Source organism: Alteromonas sp. B31-7 (genome assembly GCF_015767655.1).
GTDB lineage: Bacteria > Pseudomonadota > Gammaproteobacteria > Enterobacterales > Alteromonadaceae > Alteromonas > Alteromonas australica.
The window spans coordinates 4,463,171-4,479,474 of sequence record NZ_CP065233.1; the positions used below are offsets into that span (position 1 = coordinate 4,463,171).

The 16,304-nt window shown below is 46.3% G+C and carries 17 protein-coding genes; 14 read left to right on the forward strand and 3 right to left on the reverse strand.

The window, feature by feature from the left end; translation table 11 throughout:
- The first annotated feature begins 2 nt into the window (after positions 1-2).
- From gspD to IUA53_RS19570, 12 genes are read left to right on the forward strand one after another with little or no spacing between them, the layout of a single operon-like run.
- Entirely contained in the window at positions 3-2,048 is a 2,046-nt protein-coding gene (gene gspD / locus IUA53_RS19515) for a type II secretion system secretin GspD (RefSeq protein ID WP_044058507.1), read from the forward strand.
- A gap of 1 nt (position 2,049) precedes the next feature.
- Positions 2,050-3,615 (forward strand): type II secretion system ATPase GspE, encoded by a 1,566-nt coding sequence (gene gspE / locus IUA53_RS19520; RefSeq protein ID WP_269748607.1) that lies wholly within the window; start codon positions 2,050-2,052, stop codon positions 3,613-3,615.
- Position 3,616: 1 nt separating this feature from the next.
- Positions 3,617-4,843, forward strand: a complete 1,227-nt coding sequence (gene gspF / locus IUA53_RS19525) for a type II secretion system inner membrane protein GspF (RefSeq protein WP_196897650.1) — start codon at positions 3,617-3,619, stop codon at positions 4,841-4,843.
- A complete protein-coding gene (gene gspG / locus IUA53_RS19530; RefSeq protein WP_044058510.1) occupies positions 4,843-5,280 on the forward strand; it encodes a type II secretion system major pseudopilin GspG in 438 nt (145 codons plus the stop codon). The genes gspF and gspG overlap by 1 nt, the downstream gene beginning before the upstream one ends.
- 8 nt (positions 5,281-5,288) lie before the next feature.
- Positions 5,289-5,915, forward strand: coding sequence for a type II secretion system minor pseudopilin GspH (gene gspH, locus IUA53_RS19535; protein ID WP_052364486.1), 627 nt, complete (start codon positions 5,289-5,291; stop codon positions 5,913-5,915).
- The gene (gspI, locus tag IUA53_RS19540) at positions 5,912-6,319 is read left to right on the forward strand and encodes a type II secretion system minor pseudopilin GspI (protein WP_044058511.1); all 408 of its coding nucleotides are present in this window, start codon (positions 5,912-5,914) and stop codon (positions 6,317-6,319) included. Before gspH ends, gspI begins: the two co-directional genes overlap by 4 nt.
- The gene (gene gspJ / locus IUA53_RS19545) at positions 6,319-6,945 is read left to right on the forward strand and encodes a type II secretion system minor pseudopilin GspJ (protein ID WP_196897651.1); all 627 of its coding nucleotides are present in this window, start codon (positions 6,319-6,321) and stop codon (positions 6,943-6,945) included. Before gspI ends, gspJ begins: the two co-directional genes overlap by 1 nt.
- Positions 6,942-7,943, forward strand: coding sequence for a type II secretion system minor pseudopilin GspK (gene gspK / locus IUA53_RS19550; RefSeq protein WP_196897652.1), 1,002 nt, complete (start codon positions 6,942-6,944; stop codon positions 7,941-7,943). The genes gspJ and gspK overlap by 4 nt, the downstream gene beginning before the upstream one ends.
- Positions 7,943-9,142 carry a type II secretion system protein GspL gene (gene gspL, locus IUA53_RS19555; protein ID WP_196897653.1) on the forward strand — a complete coding sequence of 400 codons (1,200 nt, stop codon included), beginning with the start codon at positions 7,943-7,945 and terminating at the stop codon, positions 9,140-9,142. The genes gspK and gspL overlap by 1 nt, the downstream gene beginning before the upstream one ends.
- Positions 9,139-9,618, forward strand: coding sequence for a type II secretion system protein GspM (gene gspM, locus IUA53_RS19560; protein ID WP_044058515.1), 480 nt, complete (start codon positions 9,139-9,141; stop codon positions 9,616-9,618). The genes gspL and gspM overlap by 4 nt, the downstream gene beginning before the upstream one ends.
- Entirely contained in the window at positions 9,615-10,370 is a 756-nt protein-coding gene (locus IUA53_RS19565) for a type II secretion system protein N (RefSeq protein ID WP_044058516.1), read from the forward strand. Before gspM ends, IUA53_RS19565 begins: the two co-directional genes overlap by 4 nt.
- A gap of 56 nt (positions 10,371-10,426) precedes the next feature.
- On the forward strand, positions 10,427-11,854 hold the full coding sequence (locus IUA53_RS19570) for a YdgA family protein (protein WP_196897654.1): 1,428 nt from the start codon (positions 10,427-10,429) through the stop codon (positions 11,852-11,854).
- A gap of 74 nt (positions 11,855-11,928) precedes the next feature.
- Here the strand turns inward: IUA53_RS19570 and IUA53_RS19575 are convergent, their stop codons facing one another.
- The 3 genes from IUA53_RS19575 to yrfG form a co-directional block, all read right to left on the reverse strand.
- Entirely contained in the window at positions 11,929-13,317 is a 1,389-nt protein-coding gene (locus IUA53_RS19575) for an NAD-dependent succinate-semialdehyde dehydrogenase (RefSeq protein WP_044058518.1), read from the reverse strand.
- 191 nt (positions 13,318-13,508) lie between these two features.
- Positions 13,509-14,051: an inosine/xanthosine triphosphatase gene (gene yjjX, locus IUA53_RS19580; protein WP_196897655.1), complete on the reverse strand. Its 543-nt coding sequence runs from the start codon at positions 14,049-14,051 to the stop codon at positions 13,509-13,511.
- The gene (gene yrfG, locus IUA53_RS19585) at positions 14,044-14,748 is read right to left on the reverse strand and encodes a GMP/IMP nucleotidase (RefSeq protein WP_044058520.1); all 705 of its coding nucleotides are present in this window, start codon (positions 14,746-14,748) and stop codon (positions 14,044-14,046) included. The genes yjjX and yrfG overlap by 8 nt, the downstream gene beginning before the upstream one ends.
- A gap of 66 nt (positions 14,749-14,814) precedes the next feature.
- Here yrfG and nudE point away from each other — a divergent pair, with 66 nt between their 5' ends.
- Both nudE and cysQ read left to right on the forward strand, forming a co-directional pair.
- Positions 14,815-15,378, forward strand: a complete 564-nt coding sequence (gene nudE, locus IUA53_RS19590; protein ID WP_044058521.1) for an ADP compounds hydrolase NudE — start codon at positions 14,815-14,817, stop codon at positions 15,376-15,378.
- Positions 15,379-15,381: 3 nt separating this feature from the next.
- The gene (gene cysQ / locus IUA53_RS19595) at positions 15,382-16,227 is read left to right on the forward strand and encodes a 3'(2'),5'-bisphosphate nucleotidase CysQ (RefSeq protein ID WP_044058522.1); all 846 of its coding nucleotides are present in this window, start codon (positions 15,382-15,384) and stop codon (positions 16,225-16,227) included.
- The last annotated feature ends 77 nt before the right edge of the window (positions 16,228-16,304 follow it).

The window sequence follows — 16,304 nt, forward strand, 5'->3', positions numbered from 1 at the left end:
GAATGAAAAGGCGCACTAGCCAAAAGATATTATCTCGCGTAAGCACAGCACTATGCACTGCCCTTCTCTGCTTTTCAGTTAGTGCAGCCGAGTACATGCCTAATTTTAAAGAAACGGATATTAATGAATTTATTAATATTGTGGGCAAAAACTTAGAGCGTACCATTATTGTCGACCCAAATGTGCGAGGGAAAATAAGCGTACGAAGTTACGATATGCTGGATGAAGACCAGTACTATCAATTTTTCCTCAACGTGCTTCAAGTCTATGATTTTGCCGTTGTTGAAATGCCTAGCGGCATTTTAAAAGTCGTACGTTCTAAAGATGCAAAAACTTCAAATATTCCTGTGGTTGAAGGCTCAGCTCGCGACGGCGATGAAATGATTACCCGTGTGGTTCCAGTGTATAACGTACCTGTACGCGAACTTGCCCCCATACTTCGTCAATTAAACGACCAAGCGGGTGGCGGTAATGTGGTGAGCCACGACCCTTCAAACGTTATGATGCTTACCGGTCGCGCCGCAGTGGTGAACCGTTTAGTGGAAATTATTGAGAGAGTCGATAGAGCCGGTGACGAAGAAGTCGAAATTGTTAAGCTTCGCTATGCGTCTGCGTCAGAAATGGTTCGTATCATCGAGAGCATTAACAAATCCCAAGGTAAAACCAATTCAGGAACCAAATCTGAGCCTCGCGTAGTCGCGGATGACAGAACAAACTCTGTGATTGTCAGTGGCGATATAAAAGCTCGTCAGCGCTTAATCAACTTGATTCAACGTATGGATCAAGAGCTAGAAACTAATGGCAATACCCGTGTTCTTTTCCTCAACTACGCCAAAGCAGAAGACTTAGTCAAAGTGCTTCAAGGCGTATCCGCTAGCATTCAAGCGGAAGAACAAAGTGGTGGCACAACTCGCCGTACGGGAACTAACCGCGAAATCAGCATTGATGCTCACCAAGATTCTAACGCCATTGTTATTACCGCAGAGCCCGACATGATGCGTTCATTAGAAGACGTGGTGCGCCAATTGGATATTCGTCGGGCACAAGTTCAAGTAGAAGCTATTATTGTGGAAGTCTTTGAAGGCGATGGTACCACCTTTGGTGTGCAATGGGCCTCTGAAGCGGGCGGCGGTACACAATTTAGTAATGGTGTTGTGCCTGTAGGTTCTTTGGCCGTTGCACTAAAAGAAGCGGAAGACGATACCGATACCGAAGCTTATGTTACCGATGACGGTGAAGTTGTCACGGTCACCACCACCGACGAAGGCGACTACTCATCTCTTGCCAGCTTGCTCGGCAGCGCCAACGGCCTGATAGCGGGTATTATTGAAGATGGTTGGGGTGCAGTGGTTCAAGCGGTCAGCACAGATACCAACTCAAATATTCTCGCCACACCGCACCTGACGACCATGGACAACGAAGAAGCGTTTTTCATTGTGGGTCAAGAAGTCCCGATTATTACCGGGACCACCACTGGGTCGAACAACTCAAATCCATTCCAAACCGTAGACCGCCAAGAGATAGGTATTAAGTTGAAAGTGACCCCTCAAATCAATGAAGGCGATGCGGTACAACTGTTAATTGAGCAAGAGGTTTCTAGCGTTAGTGGTGCAACGTCTGTGGATATTTCTATAAACAAGCGTGAAATTAAAACCACCGTTATTGTGGATGATGGTGGCACCATTGTACTGGGTGGCTTAATTGACGAAGACGTACAAGAAAGTATTTCGAAAGTCCCTCTATTAGGTGACATTCCCATTTTAGGGCATTTGTTTAAAAGCACGTCGAGTACCAAGCGTAAACGCAACCTGATGGTATTTTTAAAACCCACGATTGTGCGTGACGGGGCCACCATGAATGCCATTAGTCACAGAAAATACAATTATATGCGTGCCTTGCAGCTTAAGCGCCAGCAAGAAGGCATCACCCTTATGCCATCAGCGGAAACCCCGTCTATGCCAAACTGGGATGATAAGCTTTCACTTCCGCCGTCTTTCGAAGAGTACTTAACTGAGAAAGAAAAACAGAAAGAAGAAGAGAAGGAATAACATGGCGGGGCAAGACGAACAGTTAAGCTTGGCAGTAGAGGCGCAAGAAGAAGCCCTAGAAGCCATGGCACAAGACGAAGGATTGCCAGAGGCCCCCGTCGGCCCCAAACAACTTTCGTTTAGCTTTGCCAAACGCAATCAGGTGTTACTTGAAACCAATGAAACACCTGCGGTACTGTATTTTACCGAAAATACCCCTTTTGAAGTTTTTGCAGAAGTTCGACGCTATTACGGCGAACCTTTTGTGCCAAAAACCATTGCCTCTGATGAGTTTGAACACCTGCTAACCAGTGCATTTCAACGGGACAGTTCCGCCGCCAAACAGTTAATGGAAGACTTAGGCAACGAGAGCGACTTATTCGCTTTAGCCGAAGATCTACCAGACACTGAAGATTTGCTAGATAGTGAAGATGATGCCCCAATTATCAAGCTTATTAACGCCATGCTTGGCGAAGCTATTAAAGAAGGTGCCTCAGACATACACATTGAAACCTTTGAAAACCAATTGGTTGTACGCTTTAGGGTAGATGGTGTATTGCGGGAAATATTACGCCCTAATCGCAAGCTTTCTTCTATGTTGGTGTCGCGAATTAAGGTAATGGCGAAATTAGACATTGCTGAAAAACGCGTACCGCAAGATGGCCGTATCACGTTACGCATTGCAGGGCGAGCTGTAGATGTGCGTGTATCGACCATGCCTTCTAGTCATGGTGAGCGTGTAGTGCTGCGCTTGTTAGATAAAAATAACGCACGCCTGAATTTAGAAGATTTAGGCATGACAAAAAATAATCGTGGTCACTTCTCATCATTGATAAGAAAGCCCCACGGTATCATTTTAGTTACCGGCCCCACAGGGTCAGGTAAAAGTACCACGCTGTACGCAGGTTTAAGTGAAATCAATTCACGAGATCGCAATATATTAACCGTAGAAGACCCCATAGAATTTGATCTTCCAGGTATTGGCCAAACCCAAGTTAATCCTAGGGTGGATATGACCTTTGCTCGGGGTTTAAGGGCCATTTTACGACAAGATCCTGATGTGGTGATGGTGGGTGAAATCCGTGATATTGAAACCGCCCAAATTGCTGTTCAAGCCAGTTTAACCGGTCACTTAGTATTATCGACCCTGCATACCAATACTGCGGCTGGCGCAATCACACGTCTGGAAGATATGGGCATAGAGCCTTTCCTGCTGTCATCAAGCTTATTGGCTGTGCTATCTCAACGATTGGTGCGCACCCTTTGCACTGAATGTAAGAAGCCCCATTCCCCAGATGCGCAAGAGAAAGAGGTATTGGGGATAAGTGCTAATGAGTCATTAACCATTTACACGCCTCATGGCTGCGCCGCGTGTAATCAAACGGGTTACCGAGGCAGAACCGGCATACACGAGTTGCTCATTGTAGACGAAAAAATTCGCGAAATGATGCATGAAGGCGTAGGCGAACAAGCTATAGAAAAACATATTCGCCACACAACACCAAGTATACGTGAAGATGGCTGTCGCAAAGTTCTGGCTGGTATTACTGCCCTAGAAGAAGTGCTTCGGGTAACCAGAGAGGATTAGTATGGCCGCATTTGCTTATAAGGCCGTTAATGCTCGTGGCCGCAATTTAAATGGAGTACTGGAAGGGGATAACGCCCGTCAGGTACGACAACAATTGCGCGAGAAAGGGCTAATACCTCTTGAAGTGGAACAGGTGGCTGAGCGCTCTCAAGAGAGCAAAAAGGGGTTTGCAGCCTCCTTATTTAAGCCACGTATTTCGGCTTCTGACTTAGCGCTATTAACCCGCCAATTAGCTACCTTGGTAGAATCGTCGTTGCCGGTTGAGGAAGCGTTACTCGCGGTTGCAGAACAAAGCGAAAAGCCCCGTCAAAAAAATATGATGATGGCCGTACGCAGTAAAGTCGTCGAGGGCCACGGGCTGGCTGATGCACTCGCAGAATTCCCCAGTGTGTTTGATGACCTGTTCAGAGCCATGGTGGCCGCCGGTGAGAAGTCAGGGCATTTAGACACGGTGTTAAACCGCTTGGCTGACTACACCGAGCGCCGACAACAAACCCGCAGTCAGATTATTCAAGCCATGGTCTACCCCTCGCTTATGTTATTTTTCGCGTTTGGTATTGTGCTCTTACTGCTGACGGTGGTGGTTCCCAAAATTGTCGGGCAGTTTGATCACATGGGGCAAGATTTACCGGGAATCACCCAGTTTTTGATTGCCATAAGTACTTGGCTGCAAAACTACGGGCTCTTTATGCTGATGGTGATTGCAGTACTTGTGGTTATTGCGCAGCGTATTCTTCAGCAAAAACACATGAAGTTAAAATTCCACCAGCTCATACTCAAATTACCGCTTATTGGCAAAGTTTCCCGAGGCATGAACACGGCACGCTTTGCCCGTACACTGAGCATACTCAGCGCCAGTGCAGTGCCACTACTCGAAGCTATGCGCATTTCCGGTGATGTGCTGGAAAACCAACATATTAAGAACCAAGTGGCCGATGCTGCTGTCAATGTAAAAGAAGGCAGCAGTTTGCGCGCCGCACTAGAGAACACAAAAATTTTTCCGCCAATGATGATGCATATGATTGCCTCTGGTGAGAAATCTGGCGAGTTGCAACAAATGCTAGCCCGTGCCGCCGACAACCAAGACCGCGAATTCGAAGCCCTTATTGGTATTTCACTAAAAGTCTTCGAACCGTTACTAATCGTTTCTATGGCAGGCATAGTTTTGTTTATTGTTATGGCAATTTTGCAGCCAATTTTGGCCTTGAACAACATGGTGAATATCTAATGAGAACCTTAAAACGCAATTCTGGATTCAGTTTAATTGAAGTCATGGTGGTATTACTTATCATCGGCATTATGGCCTCTATGGTGGCGCCGCAAATATTGGGCAACCAAGAAGAAGCTCAACTAAAAAAGGCCGCCGTTGATATTCAACAGCTTGAAAGTGCCCTTGAGATGTACAAGTTACGCAACAACCGCTTTCCCACCACAGAGCAGGGTTTAGATGCGCTAGTGAATGCGCCCACTATCGACCCTATTCCACGCAATTACCCCGATGGTGGCTTTATTAAACGTCTGCCTGAAGATCCTTGGGGCAACCCATACGCATTAATTAGCCCAGGGGAATTAGGCGCAGTTGATTTATTTTCAAACGGCCCTGATGGCGAGCCGGGAACTGACGATGATATTGGTAACTGGAACATTAACGATTACCTTAACTAAGTTATCCTATGCCTAACGTGAACCCAAAGCGAAGTGTACCCCGAGGCTTTACCTTGTTAGAGGTAATGTTAGTCCTCTTACTGATGGGGTTAGCCGCGGGCTATGTGATGTTTAACGCGTTTGGTGCCAGCAAAAGTGATTTATTAAAAAGCCAGGCCCAACGGCTACAGGTTATCGTAGATATGGCCAGCGATTATGCTGTATTAAATCAGCAGCAATTGGGTATACGAGTAGAGCAAGCGGAAAATAGCTATTATTTTGTCTACCTCGATGATGAGGACGAATGGCAACGAGTAGAAGACGAAAAAATGTACGCCCCTTATACGCTGCCTGAACCCTTTACCTTAACGCTGAATTTAGACGACCTACCTTGGGATGAAGAAGACAGTTTATTCGATCGGGACTTGTTTGATGAGAACCTCAGTGTGTCTGATGCTGGAGTAGACATTGGTAGCGAGGAAGAAAAAACATTGCCTCCACCACAGATCCTCATTATGTCCAGCGGGGAAATTACGCCCTTTAGTTTGATGTTTAATTACGAAGGTGATTTCAACGAAGAGCCGGTTTACTTTGCATTGCAAAACAAAGAAACACCGCCTCTTTCCCTAACAGGCCCTTTGGATAGCCCAGAATGAAGTGCTTCAATACGCCCTGTGGGCCAATCAAGCAACAAGGCATGACGTTACTTGAGGTGATGGTCGCCTTGCTGATTTTTGCACTAACCGGCAGCGCTATTTTAAAAGCCGCAGGGGATCACCTAAGCAATGTAGGGCAAGTAGAAGCGGTTACCTTCGCCAATTATGTGGCCAGCAACCGGCTAAATCAGCTACAAATTGACGCCACATGGCCGCCAAAAAATAATTTAAAGGGTGAGATGCCAATGGCCCAGCGCACTTGGTACTGGCAGCAAAACGTGGTGAAAACTAACGACGACGACTTGCGCGCCGTAACTGTGAAGGTGGGGCTACAACAAGACTATAGCGACAGCGTCACCAGCGTCACCACCTTTGTTGCCAAACCGACCTCAGGAAACCGCTAATGCAAAAAGGATTTACATTGTTAGAAATCCTCATTGCCATGGCCATTTTCACCCTGATTGGACTGGCATCAACAGGGCTACTGACCACCGTTATAGACAGTAACGACTTATCAAGCGAACGGTTCCAAAAATTACAGCAACTACAGCGCGCGATGGTAATACTAGAGCGAGATATTCAACAAGCCGTCCCCCGTGCCGCTCGTATTGAGGGTGAGCAACAAAATGTGGTCATGGCGGGTGGTGAAAGTGACATGGGCGACGGCGACACCCTAGGTTTCGTGCGCAGTGGTTGGCACAACCCACAGTACATGCTGCCCCGCAGTACGTTGCAGTCGGTAGTTTATCGCTTACAAGACGGCAAATTAGAACGGCTATACAGTAACTACGTAGACAATGTCATTGGGCACGAGCCTAAAATACGTGTCTTGTTAGACAATATTGAGCGCTTTGATGTTGAGTTTCTCAGCAATCAAGAGAATGCGGATGATAGCGACAGCGAAAGTGGCTGGTCTAAAAGCTATAAAGGCTCGGTATTACCGAAAGCCGTGGCGATAGAGTTTGATAGTAAAGATTTTGGCACGATACGTCGTGAGTTTGCCTTGACGCCAGGAGGGCAACAATCGTGAGACATTCTCTCAAACGCCAGCACGGTGTCGCCTTGATGATAGTGCTGATGATTGTGGCGTTAGTATCGGTTTTAGCGACAGAAATGGGCACGCGTTTGCAATTACAAATACAACGCACAGCAAACATCAAAGATAACAATCAAGCCTACTGGTACGGCGTAGGTGCTGAAGCTTTTGCAAGAAAATCGATTCAAACCCTGATAGAAGAAACAGGCGATAAAATTTCACTCAGCCAACCTTGGGCACAACCTATTGCCTACCCGCTAGAAAACGGGGGCTTAGAAGCCGAACTAAAAGACTTACAAGCGTGTTTTAATTTGAATGCGATTTTACAAGGTGAATCAACGTCAACGGAGTCTAATAGCGATAGCGATATCACTGAAGCCATGGCAGCATTTCATACCATGTTGCTTGCCCTTGAAGTAGATGGAATAGACGACTATACCGCCGATACAGTAAGAGACAGCCTGGCGGATTGGATAGATTCCGATGACAACATGCGTCCCTATGGTGCGGAAGACAGTGAATACGAGTCAAAAGAATTCCCTTATTTAGCCGCCAATGGGGTTATGGCATCCAAGTCAGAACTTCGTATTGTTAATGGCGTCTCAGCTAACTGGCTAAATGAGGTTATGCCCCTTGTATGCGTTATACCTGGCGTGGAAACCATGGCGATTAATGTTAATACCATTGAAGAAGATAACGCCGCTTTGCTAGCGGGTTTGACAGGCTTAGACATCACCCAGGCAAAGGGCGTAATCAGTAGCCGGCCCACTGATGGGTGGGACGACGCTGACGATTTTTTAAATGAAACCACCATTGCTGCTCTGGATTTGTCAGACACGCGCAAAGACTGGTTTAAAGTCACATCTGAGTATTTTATTTTGCACACGAAAACCCGCTACAATAAAGCAACCTTTAAGCTTTCCACCGTGTTTCATGCTGAAGAAGGCGCGGGCGTAAGCATAGTAAAACGCGAGTTTGGAGGAATTAAGTAATGGAACAACTCCTTGTCAGATTAGGCGCGACCGAATCTGATCCCATTAGCTGGATAGTCTACTCCACCTCAGAAGAAGAAATTATCGCTTCTGGCGAACTCACCCATGCAGACGACCTTGCAACCTTACGTGAACGCGCTGGCAATCGTGCGGTGATAGCGCTGGCCCCAAGCAGCGAAGTTTTGCTCAAATGGGTGACTTTACCACCTCGGGCAGGCCGCAAAGTGCTCTCTGCGTTACCGTTTATGCTAGAAGATGAACTGGCCACCGATATTAGCGAGCAATTTTTTGCCATTGGGCCCAAACAGGGTGACAAACAAGCCGTGGCGGTAGTCAGTCACGAAAAGTTAGCCTTGTGGACACAATGGTTGAGTGATGCCGGATTATTTTGCGACCGTTTAATCCCAGATGTATTAGCAGTGCCGACTACAGAGAACGGTTGGTCACTCCTGACGATGGGCGAACAATTACTGGTTCGCCAAGACACGTTTAAAGGTATTCAAGGTGAGCAAACCTGGTTACTTCCTACCTTAAGTCACTTTACCGCCCAGCACGATGGTCCTGTTAACATCACTAATTACGCCGGTATTGATTTAACCGACACACCGAATATTAATGTTAACGATGCGCCTCTAGATTTGCCTATGCAGGTGCTGGCAAAAGAAGCCATGACAAGCAATTTCAACTTGTTACAAGGCGATTATAAGGTTAAGCGTCAAACCAATACATTATGGTCGCAATGGCGAGTAGCTGCGGTATTGGCGGTATTGGTGCTTTGCACCAGCCTGATTGATAAAGGGGTTACCTTGTATCAGCTGAAAGCTGAAAATGCGGCGCTAAAAGCCCAAATAGACAGTGCCGTAAAACAAGGGTTTCCTAATTTAGGAGCCTATCGCAACGTAAAGCTTAAATTGCAATCTGAGCTTGATAAACTCGCGCTAGGTGGCGGTAATGCGTCTATGTTGATTATGCTGGAACAGTTAACGCCTGCATTTTCCAGTACCAAAGTGAAGCCGCAAACCCTTCGCTTTGACGCCAATAGAACCGAAATTCGTATTCAAGCAATGGGGAAAACCTTCGAGTCATTGGAGCAATTTCGCCGCCAGGCAGAAGCCGCTGGGTTTCTTGTTGAACAAGGTGCAATTAACAACCGTGATGATATGGTGATTGGCACAGTATCTATTCGGAGTGCGTCATGAAGGCCATGATTGAGAAATTTAAAGCGTTAACAGAGCGCGAACAAACCTTGGTATTAGTGTCGGGTGTCGTGGTGCTTATCGCGCTGTTTTATTACCTTGTCTGGTCGCCACTTAACCATGCTCTCACTCAGCAGCAGAAGCTATTAGATAATCAGCACGCATTACTAGTATGGGTGGAAGACAGTGCCGCTAGAGCGAAGCAATTGCGCATTAATAGCGCCGGTACCCGTACACTTTCCGGTTCACTTCCTCAGGCCGTTAACCGGTCAGTGGCACAACATAATATTGAAGTGTCTCGCATGCAGCCTCAAGGGGATGAATTGCAAGTGTGGGTCGATCAGGCCCCCTTTAACGATGTGCTTGCTTGGCTTAAATCCATGGAGAGTATGGGCGTAGTTATACTGCAAGCAGACATTGCTGAAGCTGATGCCGCAGGTTATATCAAAATTAGACGTTTACAGTTAGGAAAAGCATGAAGTTACGTATAGGTTGGATACTTGGCGGCCTGATCGCCTTTTTGGTTTTTGTTATCGCCTATATGCCCGCCATTCATGTTGTTGGACGGCTCGATTTACCAAAAGGTGTTTCAATCAATAAGGTGTCGGGGACGATATGGTCTGGCAAAGCACAAACCTTAGTGGTTAACGGTTTACCTATTAACAACCTTAAGTGGTCAATATCACCTTGGTCGTTATTCACCGGCACCTTAGCAGGCGACATAACCGCTGGAAATATTCGTAACACTGACGATATTGCCTTTAGCGGCTCGCTTTCCACCTCGTTGTTTAATTTCAATGTTTTGGATGCAGAAAATGTGGTGGTTTACCTTCCTGTGGATCGCGTACTTGCTCAAGTAAAACTGCCCCTACCGGTTAATGCTGGCGGGCGTTTTAAAGTTAATATTCAAGAGCTCGCTATTGGGCAAACTTGTCAAACCTTGTCTGGCACAGGTGACTGGTTAAATGCCACCGTAGCAGGCACTCAAGGCCCTATAGATTTCGGTACTTATTCGGCCAAATTAAGATGTGAAGGCGATGATATTGGCATTAGTGTCAGTGAGCCTAACCTATTGGGGTTATCGGTAGATGCCATTGTTGCCATGAATTTAAAACGCATTAATGTAGAGGGCAAATTCAAGCCAGATGAAAGTTTGCCAGAAGAAGTTCATCAAGCCTCTCGCTTCTTTGGTCAGCCAGATGCTAATGGCTATATTGCCGTAAAATTATAAATTCAGTGACATTTGCTGACTGAATACCACACCAAACCTAAACAAGGGATTGTACTATGAAGAAAATTGCCTTAATCAGCGCTGCGGTAACGCTAGCGGTTCTCGTTATTGCGCCTAAATTTGTTGGCGATAACGTGGAATCCCAGGTGATAGACATCACTGATGCCTTAAACAACCATAGTATTTACGGGGCCGAGATAATTGAATACCAAAAGGGTTGGTTCAGTAGTACCGCGGATATCGCACTGACCATTAACGTCAACGATATTTTTAATGCTCAAAATGGCGCGACCTCTGCTGCCCCCACCGAAAGCAACCCCACCGTTATGGCGAAATTAGTTGCGCATCATGGCCCGATTTACGTAGGCGATAGCGTAGGCATTGGCCAAGCTCAATACAGTGTGGTGTTAGAAGGGGAAGGGTTTAGAGAGTATTTGCAATGGGATCACGACAGCCCTTTTTATCGTAATCAAGGGGTAGTAGGGTTATTTGGCGGCTTGTCATATGAAGATGAACTGCCAGCCATGACAGCAAGTATCGAAGAAGAAAGCTTTTATTTTTCATTTTCCGGCTATCAAGGTAAGGCAAACAGTGAGGGAGACGCCACCCACTTTACCGGTTTAGCCCCCACTTTCTCATTTTCTACGGCCGAGTTTACCACCACAGTATCGACCTTAGATGTTGCTATGACTAGCTACGGTAGCATGCTTGCTGCCATTAAAGGCGAGTTGTTGGCATCAAGTAGCACCTTGTCTGTGGAAAAAGTCACCATTGAGCGCATAGAAGAAAGCGCGGTAACCGTGAATGACATGGTCTTAACCACAGACGCCACACTCGAAGACGATGGTGCACTGGCTAACCTTGGAATGAACTACACAGTGAGCTCTGTTATGGCAGACGACTTTGAAGCTAGCTCGCTAGAATTTGGCCTTGAGTTCAACCGTTTAGATACCGATTTCATCAAAGCATATCAAAAGTTTAATAATGAATCGCTTTCTACACCGCCTCTGGAGATGGCGGCAAAATTAACCTCACTGATTGACGATCACCTATTAAGTTTACTGGCCGCATCGCCAGAATTAAATATTACCCACTTGTCGGGCACCTTTCCTGAAGGTGACATCCGCGCTCATGCCAATACGAAGCTGGTTAATATCGACACCTTACCCGATAACCTGATGAACCCAAGTTTTTGGGCCAAGCACTTAGACGCTGAGCTTGCCCTAGATGCGAAAGAAGAAGTTATGGTTTGGCTCACGTCGCTCTATTTGCAGAATCAGTATCAATCTACGGTAGAGGGTGCCAGCATGAGTGATGAGGAGTTACGCCGCGTAGCGCTAGAACAAGCACCAGGGGTTTTAGATTTCATCATAATGCAACAGCTTATGGTCAAAGAAGAGGGTCGCTATCGTTCAACAATAGCGGTCAAAGACGGTTTTTCTACTGTTAACGGTACTAAGGTTCCCATTCCTCTTGCTCAATAATAATGAGTGTAAATAAGAAAGCGGTAAGGTTGAAGCAACCCTACCGCTTTTTTTAGCACAATACCGTGACATACTTACTCAGCTTGCTTTTCTGCCACCATAATTGTCTTAATATTTACAAATTCCCGCATACCATAACCGCCATGTTCACGACCATAGCCGCTATCTTTTACACCACCAAACGGTAGGTTTGGCTGAGCCAATGAATAACCGTTAATATTGACCATACCGGTATCAAACTCATTCTTCGCTAAATCAATAGCATTATCAGTATCACTACTGAATATTCCGCCCCCTAGGCCGTAGCGAGAATCGTTAGCCACTTCCATCGCTTGCTTGTCATCTCTTGCGCGAATAAGCGAAGCGACGGGGCCGAATAGCTCGTCGTCATAAGCAGGCATGCCTGGTGAAACGTCTTCAAGCACGGTAATAGGATAAAAATAGCCACCGTCGTCGGGGATTTCACCCCCTAATGATAACGTGGCCCCTTTATCGATAGATTCTTTCACTTGTTCATGCAACTCGTCCCGCAAATCTTTTCGCGCCATGGGGCCAAGATCGGTATTTTCATTAGTAGGATCACCAACTTTCAGCTTTTTACACTGGGCGATAAATTTATCTTTAAATTCGTCGTACACGCTATCGACCACAACAAACCGTTTTGCAGCCACACAGGTTTCGCCATTGTTAATCACTCGGCCTTGAATACACATCTCTACGGCGTGGTCGATATCGGCGTCAGCGAGCACAATAAAGGCATCGTTACTACCAAGCTCCATGACGGTTTTCTTTGACAAGCTCGCCGCTTCTTTCGCGACTTGTTTACCTACTTCATCGCTGCCGGTAAAGGTGACACCACGTACATACTTATGCTTGATAAGGTCGCTTGCGGTGCCACCATCAATCAGTAGTGACTGATATACATTTTTCGGAAATCCTGCATCTTCGTAAAGCTGCTGAATAGCCACCGCCATGCCAAATACATTTTTAGCATGCTTAAGCACGGTAGTATTGCCCGCCATGATATTCGACACGCTGTATCTGATCACTTGATACAGCGGAAAATTCCAAGGCTGAATACCTAAAATAACCCCAATGGGTTGATAGGTAATAATGGCGCGTCCTCCTTCAAAGATACGATGTTCATCTTCTAGAACAGCAGCGCCATGCTCTGCGGTATAGCGACAGATTTGCGCGCAAAGCTGCACTTCTTGTTTACCTTGCGCGGTAACTTTCCCCATTTCTTTGGTCATGAGGTTGGCGAGATCATCAACCCGAGCTTCCATTAAATCGGCAAGATTGTTTAGCAAATCTGCACGGGCAGCAAAAGATGTTCTGCGCCAATTTAAATACGCTTCTTGAGAACGGGTAATGGCTTGTTCGGCATCGTCCGCTGACATCAAATGATAATGATCTAACTTCTCACCCGTCGCTGGGTTGTAGGTATCAATTGTCTCGCTCATAGTTACACTCCTTAATCCGTTGGTTAAGGAGCTATTGCAACTAAGAAGCCAAATTAAAGCGAACTCACAAATTCTTTATATATCATTAGATTAGCTGTAGAAGCGCCAACAAATTTCATTGTTCAACACGCTTAGCAGTTGGTAAAGATTACGGCCAAAGGTAAAGATTTCATTCTCTTTGGCCGCCAAGATTAGTCTGTGTAGAGGTCGGGAAAGTGGAACTTGGCCATGGCCAAGGTGAGAGCGACTTGATACACACTTTGCCGGGTAGCATGGTGACGGGTAAGCAAACCAATAGCGCCGCCTTTTTGTTTGATATTGTGTGTGTCAAACAAGGCATCCATCACATCGCCTAACTCTTCTCCACGCTGTAGCGCTTGGTACACGCTCACTGGCAAAGGTAGGTTTGCACTTCGTCCCACTGACCAATGTCCTTCATGATAGATAACCACATAGGCAAAGGTCGCTGGGCCATCTTCAAAAACATCTACACCACCTTCGATGGCAACATACCAGGCTTCGTTTTCCCCACCATCATGAAGGGACAGCAACGCTTTCACCCGGTTGATGGCGCCTTCTCGGGTTTCTTCTTCTGTCATGGGTTGGTCGGATACGCCACTGGGAACAGATATTCCCTCTACCTCAAAGGCTTCATCAAGTGTGTCACTTAAGGTTTCAAGGGCGGCATTCACTTTTACTGGATTTTGAGATCCCACATAAAGATAACTAATCATGGTTTTTCTCTATTGCATGTTGACGTATGTCATCCAGCATAAGGCGATAATCGGTGACAGCGGGAAACTCTGTGATATTGCGGTGCGGCAAGGTGCTATCAGGGTTGTCCACGGCGAGTAAGTGTTTAATACCGAATTCTTTTGCCGCGGCCAATATAGGTAAAGAGTCGTCCACGAACAAGGTGCGCTCGGGGTTGAATTTCACCCTAGCTTGCAGCTTTTGCCAAAGAGATTGAGACTCTTTGGTGACACCAAACTCGTGGGTAGATATTAAATTGTCTATGTGGTCATCGAGTTGTGTAAACTCAAGTTTTAGCGCTAGGCTTCCAGGGTGGGCGTTGGTCACCAAAACCACGTTTCTACCCGACGCATGCAAGGCCTCTAAAAAGGGAATGGTATCGTCTCGCAAGGTTAATAAATGCGCTAACTCTCTTTTGAGTGGCATAAATTCGTTATGTAAATCTAGCGCTAACGATTCGGCCCAATACTCAAGACAGTACCACTGTATCTGTCCAAAAACAGATTCATACCTTTTGGCCATTTCTTCTTGGCTTTGCGCCTCAGAAATACCACGCAATTCGGCTAACCGTTTGGGTAAATGATGAAGCCAAAACTGGTTATCGTAGTGAAGATCCAACAAGGTGCCGTCCATATCCAGCAACACCGTATCAATTTCATTCCAGGGCAGAAAGGGCAAGCGATTTTCCTTATAATGAAGTAAGCTAGATACAGTAGGTATGATAACAAAGTTGTAGCGAGAGACATGCGAAAAATTGACCCGAATAAGCCGTTACCACAAATTCATCATCGGGAAATCGTTGCCCAGAGTAAACTCTTTCGGGTAGAACGCCTCGATTTAGAGTTCTCAAATGGTGCAACCCGCCAATTTGAACGAATGGCCGGGGGCAATCGCGGTGCCGTTATGATTGTACCTATGATAGACAAAGATACCTTAGTGCTTATTCGAGAATACGCCGCGGGCACCCACTCATACCAGTTAGGATTTCCAAAAGGGCTAATTGACCCTGGTGAAAGCGCCCTGGAAGCCGCCAATCGCGAATTAAAAGAAGAAGCCGGATTTGGCGCAAACGAATTAATTGAGCTACATAAAGTAAGTATGGCGCCTACATTCTTTAATGCCAATATGACCATTGTATTGGCACAAGACTTGTATCCTCAACAGCTAGAAGGTGATGAGCCAGAGCCCTTGGAGGTTATTCACTGGCCCCTTGCCGACGCTGATGCGTTACTCGCTCGCGAAGACTTTATTGAAGCTCGCTGTATAGCCGCCCTGTTACTAGCTCAAAAGTGGTTTAAGGAACAATAATTTATGCCCGATGATGCCCACGAAGACCTATTAGAAATAGCCAAAAGAATTGCAATAGAAGCTGGTGAGGCCGTGCTCACCGTGTATGATAAAGGCGAGTTTGATGCCTACCAGAAAGAAGATGATTCGCCGGTAACCAGTGCAGATTACCTTGCCAATGACATCATTACGAAACAGCTTAGCGAAGCCACCCCCGATATTCCCATTCTTTCTGAAGAAAACAAACACGCCAGTTTAGAAGAACGCAAAGACTGGCCACGTTACTGGCTTATCGACCCCATTGATGGCACACAAGAATTTATCGCCCGCAGCGGCGACTTTGCCGTGAACATTGCCCTTATTGAAAATAATGAGCCAAAGATTGGCGTCATTTTTTGGCCCCCAGGGCAATCATTGTATTACGCGGAAAAAGGAAAAGGAGCGTTTAAATCGTCTCCCGACGGGGATCATCCGATTTCGGTTCGCCAACTAGACGACCCCAAAAACAGCGTGGTTATGATTGCCATAAGTCGTCGCCAATCCCGTGAAAAGGTATTAGGCCGTATGTGTGCTAAACGGGTATACCAAACCCTGCCTTTAGGCAGCTGTTCACTGAAAGCGTGTTTTATTGCAGAAGGTAAAGCCGACGTATTTATGCGTATTGGGGTTACCGGAGAATGGGATACAGGCGCCTCACAGTGCATTGTTTCAGAAGCGGGTGGTAGCATTGCGGCCGCCAATTTCGAACCTTTGACATACAACCAGCGCCATTCGCTAGAAAACCCGGATTTTGTGGTAATGGGCGATCAACGGGTGCCTTGGCAAGACGTTGTGCAGTATAATGATTTTGTAAACCCTCATACAAAGTAATAGATTTATCGTAAGGTTTCACGTTTACTGTGAGTCATCCTCGCAGGTATTTTGTTTGCGTAAACAAAGGAGTAATA